This window comes from Shewanella olleyana (assembly GCF_023283825.1).
GTDB classification, from domain to species: Bacteria; Pseudomonadota; Gammaproteobacteria; order Enterobacterales; family Shewanellaceae; genus Shewanella; species Shewanella olleyana.
On record NZ_JAKILD010000006.1, the window covers coordinates 143,161 to 160,779 of the forward strand.

At 40.7% G+C, this 17,619-nt stretch carries 13 protein-coding genes; 6 read left to right on the top strand and 7 right to left on the bottom strand.

The features are described from left to right. Positions 1-281 precede the first annotated feature (281 nt). From galE to L2735_RS06285, 3 genes are all read left to right on the top strand, one after another. Positions 282-1,295, top strand: coding sequence for a UDP-glucose 4-epimerase GalE (galE, locus tag L2735_RS06275; RefSeq protein ID WP_248983887.1), 1,014 nt, complete (start codon positions 282-284; stop codon positions 1,293-1,295). 99 nt (positions 1,296-1,394) lie between these two features. Continuing rightward, entirely contained in the window at positions 1,395-1,889 is a 495-nt protein-coding gene (napF, locus tag L2735_RS06280) for a ferredoxin-type protein NapF (RefSeq protein WP_248983888.1), read from the top strand. 160 nt (positions 1,890-2,049) lie between these two features. After that, positions 2,050-2,481: a bactofilin family protein gene (locus tag L2735_RS06285; RefSeq protein ID WP_248983889.1), complete on the top strand. Its 432-nt coding sequence runs from the start codon at positions 2,050-2,052 to the stop codon at positions 2,479-2,481. A 12-nt stretch (positions 2,482-2,493) separates the two neighbouring features. Here L2735_RS06285 and L2735_RS06290 read toward each other — a convergent pair whose 3' ends face one another. The 7 genes from L2735_RS06290 to L2735_RS06320 all read right to left on the bottom strand — a co-directional run bounded on the left by L2735_RS06290 (position 2,494) and on the right by L2735_RS06320 (position 12,693). Further along, positions 2,494-3,189, bottom strand: a complete 696-nt coding sequence (locus L2735_RS06290; RefSeq protein WP_248983890.1) for a DUF2982 domain-containing protein — start codon at positions 3,187-3,189, stop codon at positions 2,494-2,496. Beyond that, a complete protein-coding gene (locus L2735_RS06295; RefSeq protein ID WP_346348126.1) occupies positions 3,182-3,967 on the bottom strand; it encodes an ElyC/SanA/YdcF family protein in 786 nt (261 codons plus the stop codon). Before L2735_RS06295 ends, L2735_RS06290 begins: the two co-directional genes overlap by 8 nt. Before the next feature lie 188 nt (positions 3,968-4,155). Beyond that, on the bottom strand, positions 4,156-5,061 hold the full coding sequence (mak, locus tag L2735_RS06300; RefSeq protein WP_248983891.1) for a fructokinase: 906 nt from the start codon (positions 5,059-5,061) through the stop codon (positions 4,156-4,158). 149 nt (positions 5,062-5,210) lie between these two features. Further along, on the bottom strand, positions 5,211-6,029 hold the full coding sequence (gene cysQ, locus L2735_RS06305) for a 3'(2'),5'-bisphosphate nucleotidase CysQ (RefSeq protein ID WP_248983892.1): 819 nt from the start codon (positions 6,027-6,029) through the stop codon (positions 5,211-5,213). A gap of 391 nt (positions 6,030-6,420) precedes the next feature. Beyond that, positions 6,421-8,490: a glycoside hydrolase family 16 protein gene (locus L2735_RS06310; protein ID WP_248983893.1), complete on the bottom strand. Its 2,070-nt coding sequence runs from the start codon at positions 8,488-8,490 to the stop codon at positions 6,421-6,423. Between the two features lie 142 nt (positions 8,491-8,632). Beyond that, positions 8,633-11,260, bottom strand: a complete 2,628-nt coding sequence (locus L2735_RS06315) for a glycoside hydrolase family 3 protein (protein ID WP_283104559.1) — start codon at positions 11,258-11,260, stop codon at positions 8,633-8,635. 107 nt (positions 11,261-11,367) lie between these two features. Continuing rightward, on the bottom strand, positions 11,368-12,693 hold the full coding sequence (locus L2735_RS06320) for a sugar MFS transporter (RefSeq protein WP_248983894.1): 1,326 nt from the start codon (positions 12,691-12,693) through the stop codon (positions 11,368-11,370). A gap of 297 nt (positions 12,694-12,990) precedes the next feature. Between L2735_RS06320 and L2735_RS06325 the strand changes: the two genes are divergently transcribed. The 3 genes from L2735_RS06325 (at position 12,991) to L2735_RS06335 (ending at position 16,928) form a co-directional block, all read left to right on the top strand. Continuing rightward, positions 12,991-14,325 (top strand): GH1 family beta-glucosidase, encoded by a 1,335-nt coding sequence (locus L2735_RS06325; RefSeq protein WP_248983895.1) that lies wholly within the window; start codon positions 12,991-12,993, stop codon positions 14,323-14,325. A 60-nt stretch (positions 14,326-14,385) separates the two neighbouring features. Continuing rightward, on the top strand, positions 14,386-15,705 hold the full coding sequence (locus L2735_RS06330) for a glycoside-pentoside-hexuronide (GPH):cation symporter (protein WP_248983896.1): 1,320 nt from the start codon (positions 14,386-14,388) through the stop codon (positions 15,703-15,705). A gap of 218 nt (positions 15,706-15,923) precedes the next feature. Continuing rightward, positions 15,924-16,928, top strand: a complete 1,005-nt coding sequence (locus L2735_RS06335) for a LacI family DNA-binding transcriptional regulator (RefSeq protein ID WP_248983897.1) — start codon at positions 15,924-15,926, stop codon at positions 16,926-16,928. Positions 16,929-17,619 lie beyond the last annotated feature (691 nt).

The following is a 17,619-nucleotide window of genomic DNA, read 5'->3' on the forward strand; positions in this document are numbered from 1 at the left end:
TTGTTAACAACCTCAAGGTTTATTCTTATGTCATGTGCTAGTGATAAACGTAAACTTTTCACTACAAAGCGAATCCTTTACGATTTATCATCTTTAAAATCAGTAAATTAAAATGTAGTTAATGTTTGACGATTATCCGCACTAGTCAAGATTGACCGATTACTAACGCGCAGATTTATGGACAAATTTAATAAAAAACAACAAATGTTATAATCAAGCCCATAAGTTCAGTACAATAAGCTCAGTGCAATAAGCTCAGTGCAATTAGTTAAGGAAAGGCCATGGCAATTTTAGTAACAGGCGGTGCAGGATATATTGGAAGCCATACTGTTGTTGAACTTTTAAATGCCGACCAGCAAGTTATTGTGTTAGATAACCTCTCTAACGCTAACGTCAATGCTTTAAAGCGCATCGAAAACATCACCCACAAAACATGCGTTTTTTATCAAGGAAGTGTGCTTAACAAAGCGTTGCTACATAAAATTTTTACTGACCATCAAATTGAATCGGTTATTCATTTTGCAGGGTTAAAAGCAGTCGGTGAGTCAGTAGATAAGCCTTTGCAGTATTATGAAACCAATGTCACTGGCACAATTATATTATGCCAAGTCATGGATGAACACGGTGTAAAGGAGCTGGTCTTTAGCTCTTCGGCAACCGTTTACGGCATCCCTGACAGCTTACCCATTCGGGAAAACTTCACCACTGGCGCGACTAACCCATACGGGCAATCAAAGTTAATGGTTGAGCAATTATTAACTGATTTACACATCGCTGATAAACAGTGGAATATTGCGGTACTAAGGTATTTTAATCCTGTAGGGGCTCACGAAAGTGGATTAATTGGTGAAGATCCTACCGACACGCCCAATAATTTAATGCCTTATATATGCCAAGTTGCTGTTGGAAAACTGCCTGAGCTGCAGATTTTTGGCAATGACTATTTGACCCCCGATGGCACAGGCGTAAGAGATTACATCCATGTTGTCGACCTTGCCAAAGGCCACCTAAAAGCTTTACAGAAATTATCAACGCGACCAGGTATCGTGACTTATAACTTAGGTACAGGTCGAGGTTATAGCGTCATAGAAATCATCAAAGCGTTTGAACAGGCCAGCGGAAAACAAATTCCTTATCGCTTTAGCGCTCGTCGTGATGGCGATCTAGCAGCATACTTTGCCGACGCGAGTCTTGCTTATGAAGAGCTACATTGGCACCCAGTGCACTCACTTGAGTCTATGGTTGAAAGTAGTTGGTTGTGGCAGTCTAAAAACCCGAATGGCTATAACGACTAACAGGCTTTAATCAATAAGCATGTTTAAGTAACCGCCGACTTAAACAATTGTCAGTATAAATAATCGTCCAGCTAATACATCAGTGTCACCGGAAAACATATGAGCCAATCAATAAATCACAGCCGTAGAAATTTGTTCCGTCGTAAAAAGTTTGATGCTCAAAGACCGCCATGGATAAAAACAGACATAGAGTTTACCGACGAGTGTACTCGCTGTAATGCCTGCATAGATGCATGTGAAACCAAAGTGCTCGTTAAAGGCGATGGTGGCTTTCCTGAAATTAAATTTACAGAAGATGAGTGCACCTTTTGTCAGCAATGTGCCACTGTATGTAAAGAGCCTATTTTCGACCTAACTCAAACTCAGCCATGGTCAATTAAAGCTGTAGTTAACGACACTTGCTTAACGTACAAAGGCGTTTGGTGTCAAAGCTGTAAAGATGCCTGCGATCCTGGTGCTATCAGTTTTAAAATGGCTGTAGGTCAAATCCCTAAGCCGATCGTTGATATTGATGCATGTACAGGTTGCGGAGCTTGCGTGTCGCCCTGTCCTGCAGTGTCAATTAGTATCAATGAGTCAAAAAGCAGCGAATAGTGGTGATTTCTGCTGCGCTGCGCCAGAAAAAGTCATTGGCGTCAAAATATAATGGTTTTTTTTGATTTTATTTGCCGTTATATTAATTGTTAAATTTTATAATAAAGCCATTTCGGTCGCTTATTTATAGTGGACTAATTTGCGAAAAAAGAGAGCCTACATGTTTAGTAAAAAAAGCCCTAGCAGTAACTTAAGTTTCATCGCTAATGATTGTGAATTAACGGGTAATATTAAAGTGGCTGGAGATGTACTCATCGCTGGTAAAATCAATGGTGAAATACGTGCATCAGGCAATGTAACAGTAGAACCTTCTGGCGTGGTAACGGGTGGCGTTGTTTGTGTTGAAGCCACTGTATCTGGCTTAATGACTGGCAATATCACTTGTGAAAAACTATCCATAACCAATACTGGCACCTTTGATGGCGAAGTGTACAGTAAACGTATGGAAATCTTAGATAACGGCCAATTTATTGGTTACCGTAAAGCTTACGACGAGAGCCTAGAGCACAACAGTCTTCTTAATGAGAAAGTCGTCAGCCCAAGTACTGACGAGTCTGTAGACAATCCTCAACTTTCTGCTGTAAATGTATAGACTGCAATACCATTAATTATCTTTTATAAGATACTCTTGTTGCCACTCGCGTAATAGCTCGACAAATTCTGCGGGTGGCCTATCAAGGCTATCAATCGACACATACAGATGAAAGCCTAAATGACTCTCTAATGTCTGACATCGATGGCCGAACATCGCAAGCACTCCGCGATACCTATCTCCATTGACCACAAGTGGCGTGAACTCAGCTCCTAAGTAGGTTTCCAAACTCTGTAGGTCTTCATCTTGCGTTGCAGCTGTCATCAGTAGTGGACGCTGCTCAGTTAAAAGCCCTGTGGCTAACCGAGGTGAAATACAATCAAGGATCGGGTTTATCTGTTTTAATTTAAAACCAATATATGGCAGCTCTATTAACTCGAGATTTTGAGTCACCCGTGACACATCCACTCTTTGAATATTTTCCCAACCAATGTGAACGGTGCCCCGATTTTGAAAGTAATCTAGGCCATTCTCAGTCAGTTTAAAGCTCGCTTTAGGTTGGTTAATCTTGGCAATACCAAGGATCAAACTCACACTGCCGAAGCCAAATAGGACAATGCCTATACCAAATAAACTTTTAGCATTGATGAACAAGATAAGGCTAATAAGTAGCGCCAACCCGCCAAACACACTCAGCGTGATGCCGTTTCTTTTGCCAAATGGACTAATTAGTAATATTTTAGTGTCTGTAAAATTCTCATTAGACATTGGTGATAAACCCTTTAATTTTAATCCAAAGCATACCGACATATTCATGAATTGAGCGCTGCGAAATAAATAAATTTTCTGCGCTAAAGCGCCACCAATATCCTGGAGAGCTTAAAAAGTTGGTCGGTGCTGCAACTGGGGATAATTTATTGGCTGTAAAAATCATCATAGAACGCGGCATATGGGTTGCCGATGTCACTAATATAAACGGAGTCTTACCCACAAGGGTTTTCATTGATTGCGCTTCTTCAATGGTATCTAAGGCCTCTGGAAAAGTAACAATACTTTGTTCAGTTACCCCTAACTCTATCGCTGCTTGTTTCATAATGAATGCATGGGGAGTTGGGGTTAAACCACCACTCCAACCACTCACCACTAAAGTGCATTGATTATCAGCTAATCTGAGTTGTCTAAGGCCTTCAGACAGCCTTGTTAATGCAGTAGAAGATAATTGCTGAACAGCACTGATTTCATCATTTTCACGGTGGCCGGAACCTAAGACCATTACGTAACAAGCATCGTCATTAATCTGGGTTAAAGGCAGTTCATTAACAGGATATTGAGACTCTAAGCTATTCGCGAGGTTGGCAGAAATAAATGAGTTACTCAGTAACATCAATGATGAAATACCCAATAACAAACTAAACTGGCCGAAGGACTTAAGCTTTTTGGCTTGAAAACGCCAAATGAAAAGTGCGAACAATAAACAGATCAATATAAACGGCACCGGCATGACGAATTGCGACAAGCCTTTTTTAAACCAAAACATCAATTTCATCTGTTTTTTATCTGCTTAATTAGAAGTATCTGAAGTGTCATTCATCTATTGTATCGACTGTGGCTGCAGAATGCGAAAATATCACCTTGTCATGCGATTAAACATATAGAGTTCAATACTAAGTTTTAATAAAAAATGGCGCCTTAAAAGCGCCATTTTTAATTTCAATGAGTAAACCAAACGAGTAATTAGTGTTCGTTTTTACCCCAAAGCCAAGCTGCGCCGCGCACACCTGAAGAAGCGCCAAATTGGTTTTTAACCACAATCGTGCCGCACTCTCTTCCTACTACATACTTAGGTAACACCTTTGGAAGCTCAGTATAGATAGCATCGATATTGGATACACCACCGCCCAATACAATCACATCGGGATCAATCATATTAATCAAATGCGCTAGAGAACGGGCAAGGCGATCGATATAACGCACAAAAGCTTGTGTTGCTAATGGATGACCTTCTGACATCATTTGTGAAATTTGAATGCCACTATCAGCTTCGCCACCAGCACGGCGGAAATCACGAACCCAGCCAGTGCCTGAGATAAAGGTTTCGATACAATCTTTATTACCACAAAAACAAGATGTTGAATTGAACTCATCAGGTGTCATCCAAGGTAGCGGATTATGTCCCCATTCGCCTGCAATGCCATTGCCGCCGCCATGAACTCGACCATTAATCGACAGTCCCCCACCACAGCCAGTACCGACAATGACACCAAACACTACGCCTTTTCCTGCAGCAGCCCCATCTACAGCTTCAGAGACTGCAAAACAGTTAGCATCATTAGCGACGCGCACTTCTCTGTCTAAGCGAGCACTTAAATCTTTATCAAGTGGATGACCATTAATCCAAGTGGAGTTTGAGTTTTTAACTAATCCGGTAAAAGGTGAAACGACACCCGGGATCCCAACACCTACAGAACCTTTTTGCTTGGTCTCAGCTTCGGCTTCATCCACTAAACCAATAATGGCATCTAAGGTTCCAGGATAATTTTTAGGGGTAGGTACACGTTTGCGAAACAGCTCGCTACCATCTTCAGCTAACGCAACTAATTCAATTTTTGTCCCACCAAGATCCACACCCATGCGCATCATAACTTCTCTCTCCATTGTAATTATAATCTGTAGCTAAATACGCATTTGGTGCTGCAATCTTGATTGTGTAAAGCCTGTATCCTTGATGAAATAACTGTGTGCTACAACTTAAATACACTCAGATTTTCAATCAAACCTTGATACAAAAACTATTTACGCTCAAACCATTTAGGTGATGCGGCAATAAAATACGGATTTAAAATATCTTCTTTTTGGTTGTACTCAAGTGGGGTTAATTCAGGGTGTTTAAGCACCTTACCACCTGCACTTTCTAATACTGCTTGTGCTGCACCTGTGTCCCATTCGCTAGTCAAACCTAAACGCGGGTAAACATCTGCATTGCCTTCTGCTACCAAACAAAACTTTAGTGAACTACCAACGCTTTGCATTTGATGCTCACCAATATGAGCAACGTATTCTGCAAGCCCTGGACTAATATGTGAACGACTCCCTACAACAATGGGTTTATCGTTAATCTGCTTATCAGTGATATCTAACGTTTGGGTTTTACCCGCAGCGTCAAGCCAAGCCCCTTTAGTTACAATGCCTGAATAACACTTATCTAATACAGGTGCATACACTACGCCAGCTACTGCTTTTCCCTTATGGATCAGCGCAATATTGACAGTAAACTCGCCATTACGCTTGATGAATTCTTTAGTGCCATCTAACGGGTCAATTAACCAATAGGTGGTCCAACGCTTACGAACATCCCAATCAATATCAGCCGCTTCTTCGCTCATTACTGGAATATCAGCAAAATGCTTATCAAGCTCTGCAACAATCACATTGTGACTGGCTATATCTGCTGCGGTTACAGGGCTATCATCTTGTTTATGATCCACTTGCAAGTCAGGCTTTGAATACACTTGCATAATGGCATCACCCGCTTGTTTCGCTATGGTGATAACGGTTTTTAGTTGTGCTTTAGATAAACTAATGTCTTGTTCTAATTCTTTATCAGTCAAAGGGTATTCCTTAGAAAATACCGACATTTAAGCCGGAAAATGATCGACACATATTATGCCATTGACCGTATTAAAGATTTATAACTATTTAGTTTGTCTTAGACATTTATTTAAAACCATATTCATACCCGGTTTAATGCCTACTTTTACTCAATCAATGCTTATTCTTACCCAATCAATGCTTATTCTTATTCAATCAATGCCTAGTCGCATTGATGATGCTTTAGCATTTTTCAATCATTAGCCAAAGCGTATTGTTACTTATTTGTAACGTCAGCTTGATAGTAAGCCAAGAACGAAGAGCTTAAAACCCTCAACGCCTTGGCTGCATTCGTATTCAAAGTTTTTATCTCAAGTTCAAGTTACAAAAATTTCTTAAACCTAGTTCAGGTTATTTAGTCAGTTTTACGTTATCAACTTGCATCACCACACCATTTTGGTTACCCCAAGCAGGAAATAACACAAGCGGGGTATCAACTTTAGTTAAATCTAGACTAGAACCTGTATTGGCAGCGACATCAACAAGTGCTATTTTATAATGAGTCCAAGCCCCGACTTCAGGTGCATTAATGGCAAAATCTCCAGAACTACACGGATGACCACAGTCAATTTTAATATTAAAATCTCTCACATCTGTCGTCACATTCAAATCGAACTCAAGGTAGTTAAAACTGCTCACATCTTGTTGAAAGTTGGTACTTTGAAAATACACAACAGCTTCGTTTGTGTTAAAGCTAAATTGGCTCACTAATCCGTTATCAGCGCCCACATCGACTTGCTCAATTGCAACACTGCCCGTTGCTGCATAATGACCGATAGTAAAAGGCGCTTTAACTGCATCATCATAAACAAGCAGTTCATCAGCTTGTGCCACATCATATTCATAACGCACATTATCAATTTGCAAACTCATATTGCCTAAGGGCTCGATGACAAAAGGGTTTGAAACCGACGCTAAATCAACAAAACTACCCGGTGAAAATCGATTGCTGCTAGTGACAAGTTCAACAATAGGTAAGCGGATTTCAGTCCAAGTATTAAGTACTGGGATCTCAACACTGGTATCACTAACATTAGGCCAGCCGCTGTCTATTTTAACTAACAAGTCGACATCGGTATCCGTGCTCATTACGTTCAAATCAAACACTAAAACGCCATTTGCAGACCAATGTGATAAATCTGCCGTTGGCGGATAAGAGAAATAAGCATTGCCCGTTGCGCCTACTTTATCTAACTGCAACACTTCTCCGCGACCTTCGACTTCAACAGTGGCTATAGTTACAGCGTTATCAGGGTTATAACTGTCTAAGCTTAAGCCTTCAGCCAGCGCACCTTCGTATAAAGTAAACACAGGTCCTGCGCCGATATCCGTTGAAGGCGTGGTAATTTCTGGCGCTACATGACCTTCGACAATTTCAGCATTTTCATCAACAGATGCGCAGCCTTGCCCCGTTTCAGGCGAGATACTACATTCATAAACACGCACATAGTCAACTTCTAAGGTTTGCGGAAAAACACTTTCGTCCACACCAGTATTATTGACATTCGCAGCCCATGTTCCGCCAACTGCTAGATTTAAAATCATATGAAATGACTGGTTATATGGGCCATCTTCTAGCGCATTTTGAAGGTTACCATCGCTATCGGTATATTGACTGTACCAACCTGTCGAGCGCTGTGTCGCAAAATGTACATCATCAACGTACCAACGAATTTCGTCTTTTTCCCACTCGAGGGCATAAACATGAAAGTCATCAGCTGGATTGGCAGCTTCAGGAAGTGAATACTCAGCACCTGAGTAAACATTACCAGGCCATGCTTTACCGTAATGCAAAGTACCGTGAATTTTGGCTTCAGGTTCTGAGCCCTCGGTCACCACTTTTAAATTGACCGCTTCCATAATATCGATTTCACCAGAACCTGCCCAAGGGCCATAAGCCCAATCAGTGGGTAACATCCATATTGCAGGCCATGTCCCTTGCCCATGAGGCATTTTGGCGCGGATTTCAAAACGGCCGTACTTCCAGTCACCTTTATTGGTGGAATCTAACCTTGCTGAAGTATAAGGCTGCTGTTTTGACGTATCATTAGCATCATAATTCGGATCTCCTAAAGCCACTGCGGGGCCACTGAAATCTTCACGCTCAGCTGTGATAACTAACATACCGTCAGCAACTTTACTGTTTTCATCACGCTGGGTATAGCATTGATGTTCTTGATTACCCCCACCGTAACAGTTGTGGGCAAGATTCCACTTATCTAAGTCAATACTGGTACCATCAAATTCATCACTCCAAACCAAAGTCCAAGTACTCTCTTGTGGCTGTTCAACGCTATTATCGACAGGAGCGGTATCATTGGCAGCTTCTACTTCCGATGAACTGTCTGAACCGCAACCTATTAATAATGCGGCAGCGACACTGATACTAGTGAGCGTTAAAGCTGGTGTTAATTTTTTCATTTTCCCCCCAAGGAAATAACTAAAAATCTTGAAAAAAATCCAACAAAATCCCTTACAAAGTTAATTGCAAGTTCACAGCAGTGCAGGAGTAAAACTCAGTTAGTCATTTATGTTCATAAATGACTAACTGGTATAAGGTTATTTAAGGAGCCGAACAGCTAATTGTGGCGTTATCTGCAGCATTTGGCACAATTAATAAATCACTGAAATTGATTTCTGCTTGGCCATCGGTAGCAAGATAAAATGGAGTGTTAATGTTGCCGAAATCCACTTGCTTATTCGCAAAACATTTCAAATCAACACTGATGGTTTGCCAGTTACCAATTGAGGCATTTAATGCTGCTGTAATATCAACTTCTGCGCGGCAATCTCGATCGCATGCAATGCCTAACATCACAGTTTTTTCAATTTTATTAGTGGTTTTAATCAGTACAGAAAGCGCGGCATTATTATTAGAGTAAGCTCGTAAGTCCCGCGGGAAGTTACTGATTAAGCCTACAAAACCAAGTTCTGTACCATTAAAGTTCACTAAACGAGCATCTTCTTGTACTGCTTTATCATAGGTTCTTAAGGTTAATGCATCATTTTGCTGAATACTGCTACTGACAGTTTCCATTGAGGTTTCAGTTCCAACAATCAGTTTCCATGGAGCTTTAACCGCACGCTCAAATAAAGCTAATGACTCAAGATTTGTTTCAGAGGCAAAGTTATCTTCTGAAAGCGTATTCGACACTTCACTCATCTCGCCATATTTAAGGCCATATCCATAGGCAAATAATGGTTGGTAATCTTCATCATTCACATTAACTGTGGTCTGCTGCGGGGTTGTTGGCCACGAGAAAGAAAGCTTACCCACAAAATCCGCATTCACTTTACCGTCAGAGTTTGAAAATAACACTTGAGCTACACCGTCACCTTCAGTGCCCGGTAACCATGCTGCCACAAACGCATCTGATGCATTAAGCTCAGGATTTACCCACATTGGACGGCCACTGATAAACACTGATACCACAGGAATACCTTGTGATTTAAATGAGTTAAGCAAGGCTAAGTCACGTTTGTCACCGCGTTGATACTCAAGGTTATCAATGTCGCCATTCCCTTCTGCATATGGCTCTTCACCAAATACTACAATGGCTACGTCGGGTTTGTTTGCCGCATCAAATTGGCCATCGACACTTAGCCAGCTTTGTCCGCCTGCAGCTTTTACTGTTTGTTCAATACCCGCATAAATAGACGTTGCGCCTGGGAAGTCTTCATTTAAATTATCGGTCCCCTGCCAAGTAATACTCCAGCCACCTGATTGCTTACCAATGTTGTCAGCAGCATCACCTGCTACCAGCACTTTTGTATTGGGCGCTAATGGTAAAATGTTGGCGTTATTTTTAAGCAGCACTAATGACTCTCGAACCGCTTGTCTTGCCACATCACGATGTTCTTTAGCACCAATTAATTCCGTTTTACCAGAAATAGCGCGATTTGCAGGGCTTGGTTTTTCAAATAAACCAGCGCGGAACTTAACCCTTAAAATACGACGCACTGCATCATCAACTCTTGCTTGAGTAATTTCACCGTTTTGTACTTGTGCAATCGTATTTTCATATAATGGCTTCCAAGCACTGGTTGGTACCATAAATACATCTAAACCTGCATTTGCAGCTTGGGCGCAAGATTCATTGGTACAACCATCAACTTGCCCATGACCATTCCAATCGCCAACAACAAAACCGTCAAAACCCATTTTGTCTTTTAGCACATCATTAAGTAGATACTTTTCGCCGTGGATTTTTTTGCCTTGCCAGCTGTTAAATGAGGCCATCACGGTTTGTGCACCAGCGGTTAATCCGCCCACATAACCTTGAGCATGGATATCAAACAACTCTTGCTCAGAATCCATGTTCTGGCCCTGATCTATACCCTTTTCAGTACCGCCATCACCTAAAAAGTGCTTAACGGTAGAAATAACATGTTGATCTGACAAAAAGTCATCACCAACCTTACCCTGTAAACCTTCCACAATTGAGTGCGAATACGCTTTTACAATGCGAGGGTCTTCTGAGTAACCTTCATAGGTTCGTCCCCAGCGATCATCACGAACCACTGCAACCGTTGGCGCAAATACCCAATCAATACCAGTAACCATCACTTCTTTAGCGGTAATTGCCGCAATGTCACGGATTAAATCAGGGTTATTTGCTGCACCTAAACCAATGTTATGAGGGAATAAAGTCGCACCAATCACGTTGTTGTGACCATGTACCGCATCTGTGCCCCACATCGTCGGGATAGCAATCCCATCAACACTGTCGTCAATGGATGCTTGATACATATCTTCAGCAAGCTTAATCCAGTCAGCAGGTGTCGCGTGCTTATCATCATTTGGATATGCACCACCACCATTTAAATACGAACCAAAACCATATTTGCGCATATCCTCAACAGTGATATCGCGAATTTCAGGTTGGATCATTTGGGCAATTTTTTGCTCTAAGGTCATCTTTTCCATTAGCTTAGAAATGCGCGCTTCCAATTCAGCGTCTTTGGCTAAGGGAATATCTAAAGTAGGCCAAATATCAATGTTATTTTCCATTGTGCTAGCCGCTTCATTTGTTTGTGCAACTTCCACTACCGCATGTTTCTCTGACTTGGCTTGTGCAGGCATAGCCTTTTTATCGTCATCCGAGCAAGCAGACAGCCCAACCAATACGGCGATGATTTGCAATGGCAACGTTAATTGCTTCCTTGCGATAACTTTATTTGCCTTCTTCATAAAATTTGCCTTATCTATTCTTTTAATAATTTATAAATCTGATGCCTGAATGCACGATTCACTTCTCAATGACAATCACAATGACATGCACTCAGGTAAGAATTTGATTAAACCGCTTGTTGTGGACGCTTGGCTTTACTGCCTACTAAGCCGTAATAAGCAATAAAGGCATAACACATGAGTGGTAAAACAAATGCCAGTTGAATACCAAACGTATCGGCTAACATCCCTTGCAGTAGTGGGACAATCGCACCACCAACAATTGCAAGGCACAAGACTCCAGAGCCCTGACTGGTATGTTGCTTTAAGTCAGTTAACGCTAAGCTGAAAATCGTTGGGAACATAATCGAGTTACATAAGCCAACCAGTAACAAGGCCCACATCGCCGTTGTTCCTTCAGCGAGCATAGCTACAGCCACTAATAACACCGCACAAGTTGCGTTAAATGCCAGCACTTTGCCCGCAGCAATTTTCTGCATGACTACAGCCCCAATAAAGCGGCCGATCATTGCTCCACCGAAGTAATAAGCAATGTAATTAGCGGCTTGTGCTTCTGTAAAACCACCAATATCTGGTTGAGTTAAAAAGTTAATTAAGAAGCTACCAATGCCGACTTCTGCGCCGACATATACAAAAATACCCACTGCACCTAATACCAAGTGAGGATACTTCCACGCACTACCAGTTTTTGAAGTATCTTGATCCGTTTTTTGTTCATTAATGCCTAGTACCGGTAATTTAAGGACAAAGAAAATAATCGCTAACACACATAATGCGCCAGCTAACATTAAGTAAGGCACTTGCACTGTACTGGCTTGATGAACAGCTTCTACAGTCGCAGTTGATACTACCGAATCAACTGCAGAATCAGCAGCGACTGACTCTGAGCTGTGACTCATATTGCTTAAAATAAGGTAACTGCCAAAAAATGGCGCGACGGTTGTCCCAAGCGCATTAAAGGCTTGAGTCATTGTGAGTCTTGATGAAGCAGTTTCAGCAGGCCCGAGTGCACTAACATAAGGATTAGCGGCTACCTGTAAAATAGTGATACCTGATGCTAAAACAAAAAAAGCAGTTAGAAACATCCAGTAAGATGCAAAACTTGCTGATGGATAAAATAGTAAACAGCCGACACAAGCAATAGCTAAACCAGTCACAATACCTTTTTGATAGCCTATTTTACCTACCAAGGCACCCGCTGGGACTGAAACAATGAAGTAAGCGCCAAAGAAACAAAACTGTACCAACATGGCTTGGGTGTAGCTTAATTCAAACATATTCTTCAAATATGGAATTAAGATGTCATTTAAGCAGGTTAAGAAACCCCACATAAAAAATAATGATGTTAATGCCATCAAAGCAAACCGAAAACTCCCAGTCTGATGAACACTTCCCATTTCTGCAGCATCTGCATTTAACGGTGCGTTAGCCATGACATTTCCTCTTTAATTATTATGTGTTTATGGATTAAGCCAATTTAAAACCTGTGTTCTACATCTTTTGTAGTATGTAAACAGCTTGTTTCGAGATTTATCTAAATCAATTATTGACCTTTGGTAAATTAATCACTAACCTCGATGTAAGCGCTTTCATTTTTAACATACCGATAACGAAAGTCAACGATTTTTATCAGGAAAAATTGTAACAGCACTTCGATAACTGCCTGTGTTCAGGGCATTGAAGAACTGTAGACAGAAACACGTCAGAAACATATTAAGTGAATAATAAATATGAAAATATCTTTACCTTCAAATTCTAAAATGCACTCAAAAGAATTCACTTTTGGGGTTGCTACCGCTTCTTTTCAAATTGAAGGTGCGGCTGATTCTCGCTTACCTTGTATCTGGGATACCTTCTGTGCAACCCCCAATAAAATTCGTGATGCTTCTGACGGCAAGCAAGCTTGTGAGCATGTCCAATTATGGAAGAACGACGTTGAGTTAATCAGTTCATTAGGTGTTGATGCTTACCGATTATCGATTTCTTGGGGGCGAGTCATCAATCAAGATGGCAGCTTGAATCCTGATGGGGTGAGCTTCTACACTAATTTGATGGATGCGCTCATCAGTAGAGGGATTAAGGTATATGCAACGCTATATCATTGGGACTTACCACAACATATTGAGGATCAAGGCGGCTGGCTTAACCGCAATACTGCATACCTATTTCAAGACTATGCCGATAAAATTACCCAAGCACTAGGTAACCGTGTTCATTCTTATGCCACCTTAAATGAGCCTTTTTGTAGCTCTTATTTAGGCTATGAGATTGGTATTCATGCTCCAGGGCTTGCAACTAAAGCTTATGGTCGTAAATCCGCTCACCATTTACTACTCGCACACGGCCTTGCCATGCAGGTTATTCAGAAGAATAGCCCTGACTCTTTAAATGGTATCGTACTGAATTTCACTCCTTGTTACCCCTTCTCACAAAAACCAGCGGATATAAAAGCAGCCCAAATTGCAGATGACTATTTCAATCAGTGGTATATCAAACCCATTATAGATGCTGAGTATCCCTCAATCATTGATGATTTTGATGCAGATGATAAGCCGGATATAGAACCAGGTGATATGGATATCATTAGTCAGCCAATCGATTTTTTAGGGATCAATTTTTATACCCGCGCAGTCTATCAAGCATGCTGTGACAATCAGTTTGTACAAATTGATATGAAAGATGCCCCTAAAACCGATATCGGTTGGGAAATTTATCCCGCTGCATTTACCGACTTATTAACCAGCTTGCATAAAACATATTCATTACCGCCGATATATATCACTGAGAATGGCGCAGCTATGGACGATAAAATTGTTGATGACGCGGTAAATGATCTAGACAGACTTGAGTATTACCAAGCTCATTTAAATGCCGTCAATGATGCTATGGAGCAAGGTGTTAAGGTTGATGGCTACTTTGCTTGGAGCTTGATGGATAATTTTGAATGGGCTGAGGGCTATTTAAAACGTTTTGGAATCGTGTATGTTGATTACCAAACTCAAAAAAGAACAATAAAGCGCAGTGGCCTTGCCTACCGTGACTTTATCAGCCAAAGAACGGTTTAATAAAAACTATTAATGCTCGCCCCCTATATTAAAAATAATAATGACCCGAAAGAGGTTCGCATGATTAGCGTTAAAGAAAAAATAGCCTATGGATTAGGTGATACTGCCAGTAATATTGTGTTCCAAACTGTAATGTTGTTTCTAACCTTTTTTTATACTGATATTTTTGGCATTTCACCGGCATTTGTCGGCACTATGTTTCTTGCGGTGCGTTTCATTGATGCGATAACCGATCCTCTTATGGGGGCATTAACCGACAGAACTGAAACTAAATGGGGTAAGTTTCGCCCTTACCTCATTTGGTTTGCACTGCCTTTTGGTCTAATCAGCGTACTCGCTTTTACCACACCTGATTTAGCTGAAGAAGGTAAAATGATCTACGCCTTCGTCACTTACACGGCATTAATGATGGTTTATACCGCTATTAATATTCCTTATTGCGCTTTAGGCGGTGTATTAACCGCAGATCCTAAAGAGCGTGTTTCAGTGCAATCTTACCGTTTTGTATTTGCCATGATTGGTGGATTAATGGTGTCGGCGCTCACTTTACCCTTAGTAGAATACTTTGGCCAAGGCGATCAAGCTAAAGGTTATCAACTGACCATTGCCGCGATGAGCGCATTGGGCGTAGTGATGTTTATTCTGTGTTTTATGGGTACAAAAGAGCGTTTACACCCACCTAAAGATCAGAACTTAAGCTTCAAAAAAGACTTTAAGCTACTTTGGAAAAATGACCAATGGCGCATTCTGTCAATTGCCGCCATCTGGCTATTATCAGGCATGGTACTTAAAACCAGTTTGGCCATTTATTATGTGAAATATTATTTGCATATGCCTGATTCGATTACCTTATTCATTACCCTAGGGATGATAGGTAACATTTTTGGCTGTATCTTGGCTGAACCTTTAGCAAAACGAGTTTGTAAGGTGAAAGCCTACATCACGATTCAAATCATTGCGGCGGCGTTATGTATTGCAGCTTACTTTGTTAGTGGTGAACAAGTTGAGATAGCATTTGCCTTATTTATTTTATGGGGCTTTACTTTCAATATGGGAACGCCACTATTGTGGGCTAAAATGGCTGACGTAGTAGACTACGGACAATATAAAACTGGCGTTAGGATCACTGGAATGATTTATTCATCAGTGATTTTCTTTATCAAGTTAGGGGTTGCAATTGGTGGCGCTGCAGCGGGTTGGTTACTGGCTTTATACGGTTACCAAGCTGATGCCGAGCAAACACAGGCTGCTCAGCAAGGCATATTAATTTCATTCACTATCTACCCAGCTGTCGGTTCAATCATTGTTGCTATCGTCATGAAATGGTACAAACTGGATGATGAAAAAGTTGCCGAAGTACATAATGCCATTACTGAATAAGGAGAATTCAGATAATAACGACTTAATATAAAAGTTCATGTTTGATTTCAAATCTTGAATCGTTTAATAGAACCAGTAGAAAATACTAGTTAAAAACAGAGGTTGTTCGCAATGGCTTGTTAAAAGAAGGCATTTTTTAATGATTATGCTAAATGGTTCATGCTAGTCTTATCGGCGTTTTAAAGAAGATAAGCATAAAAGTAATTAAATAGGGATATATGGCGACAATATACGATGTATCAGTTTTAGCAGGCGTTTCACTCGCGACAGTATCCCGAGTGATGAATAACAACACTAAAGTCAGCGAAAAAACGAAACAGAAAGTATTAAGTGCAATGGATCAATTGGGGTATCGCCCAAATACCATTGCTCAGTCGCTTGCATCTAGCCGATCTAATAGCGTCGGTGTTCTCGTCTCGCAACTTGACGGTCCATTCTATGGCCCGATGATGACTGAGATTGAAACAGCCCTTCGTGCTGGCAATAAACACGTTATTATTGCCGCAGGACACAGTGACGAATCACAAGAAAGAGACGGTGTTGATTTTTTAATTAGCCGAGGCTGCGATGCCTTAATTCTAGATGTTGAAGCGGTAGATGATGAATATCTGATAAAACTGCATCAAGGTAATACTCCAATTGTACTCATCAACCGTTATATTGATGAAATCAGCGAACGTTGCGTTTACCTTGATAACGAACTAGGTGGTTACCTCGCAACAAAACATGTCCTGCAACATGGCCACAAACAACTTGCCTACATTTCTGGGCCAATGTTTAAACTCGATTCCAAAGACCGTTTATTAGGTCATAAGCGTGCTTTGACAGAGTTTAATTTAGCGTTCGAACAAGAACTTTTTTACGAAGGAAACTATAAAGAGCAAGGCGGGAGTCAAGCCATGGATGCCCTGCTTAAAGTGAATAAGCCCTTTACAGCGGTAGTTTGTGCCAATGACCAAATGGCCTCAGGTGCCATTGCAGTGTGTCTTGAGAAAGGCATGAGTATCCCAGAGGAACTCTCCTTTGTAGGCTACGATAATATTCCTTTCCCCCAGTATATCTCGCCTAAACTCACTACAGTGAATAACCCAATTCATGAAATGGGTAAAATGGCTGCGCTATGGGTCTTAAAGCATGTATACAACGATCCAAAACCTATAGTGGAAAACACATTTAGTCCTAACCTCATTGTTAGGGACTCTGCAACCAAACCTATTAGTTAAGCATTAAATAAATTTACATTTAAACCGCGTTTTTATTTAAAATCGCGGTTTTTTATAGGTTTTACTATAAGATTCAATATAGGGGTTTTATCGATTTTTATAAGGTCTTTTTGCTCTATACCCAAACAACCTGAAGATGCTCGATTTCAGCAAGAATTTACACGTGTTTAGGCAAGGCATTGATTGCGGGTAATGGTTATTCCCTTTTCAAAATCAATAACGCAGCATAAACGCGTGTAAAACTTGCCCTCAGGGAGTTTCACCGTGTTCCCACTACGTTGTTGCGCTAATTTATAAGGTACCTACATTACCGCATTAACGCGCCTAGTATTGAAAACACGGTGAAGCTCTGAAACACGTATCTTCAAGTTGTTTGGATATATACCTGACTCACTTCCACTCAAACAACTCCCTCCCCTTAGTCTCAAACGACATAAAAATTGATTTGCTAATACAGCTCGACTTTAAAAAAATGAGCCATTATTTATTAACAATTATTCTTTCAATAACGGTTCGAAATATTGTCTATTTGTCATACAAAATGCACCTAATTAGTGTTGTATTAACTTGAAATTGTTCTTGATTAAAAATCACCTTCCTAGATCAGCAACAACTCACCTTCCTAGCGCAATTAAAACAAAAAAAATGTAAGCGCTATCACAAAATTATTTCATTTATCACTTTGAATAAA